Annotated in this window: 1 protein-coding gene; it reads left to right on the forward strand. The window is 41.1% G+C overall.

The window, feature by feature from the left end; translation table 11 throughout:
• Positions 1-109: 109 nt before the first annotated feature.
• Positions 110-795, forward strand: a 686-nt coding sequence (locus A3761_RS02565) for a hypothetical protein (protein ID WP_068749746.1), incomplete at its 3' end; no start/stop codon positions are given.

Genomic DNA, 795 nt, shown 5'->3' on the forward strand with positions numbered 1-795 from the left:
TATATGGTATGACACATATATTATGGCTCTGGCTTTGCTAACCCACGATAGGAGGTCAGCACTCTTTTGGGACGTGGGGAGTCATTATGTCTATGTGTGACGGTGTGTAATGAAGCTAAATTTCTATTGTGGTGCATGCAGAAAATACGTTGATAAGGAGCATCCTTCCTATCCTGTATTCGAATTTTCAGGGTATTCGGATGATGTTGTGTCCTGGAGTGATGAGATGGACGCAATACCATCCGAGGCAACGTCAGAAAAATGGAAACGATCGAACGTAATTCCAACCGAAGGCTCTACGAGAGTTATACGGATTCAAGGCCCTTTCTCAGAGCAATCTGACGCTACTTTTTGGTCCTTATATACACCAGCATTAGCACACTACAATGGCTGGGATTGTCATCCAGAAGAGATAGAAGAGTCAGCTTTCGTTAAAGTTAAGATTGTTAAGGTTTTTGAAAAAAGAGAAAAATTTGCTTGGATTAAGGTCAATATAGAAAGAGTTATATTATTCCGCTCAGCTATTCAGGAAGTTATGCCTGTCGACGACGAAGCTCTTTTTATCAGAAAAATATATGATATAGAGGGTACGCTTGACATCTTTGGTGATTGGATACATTTCCATGCATCTGCGCAAGGTGATCTTGGTTATACCATTCTAATCAAGGTGGATGAGAGTGGTATATGCCATTTGGTTTACTATATGGAATGGGGCAATCATTGCGACGCAGCCTATTTTGGGAATATTATTCTTTCAAAGGAAAGTGTTGACGAATTGGCGTCGCGAGACCCTGG

It is taken from the genome of Oleiphilus sp. HI0123, from assembly GCF_001635315.1.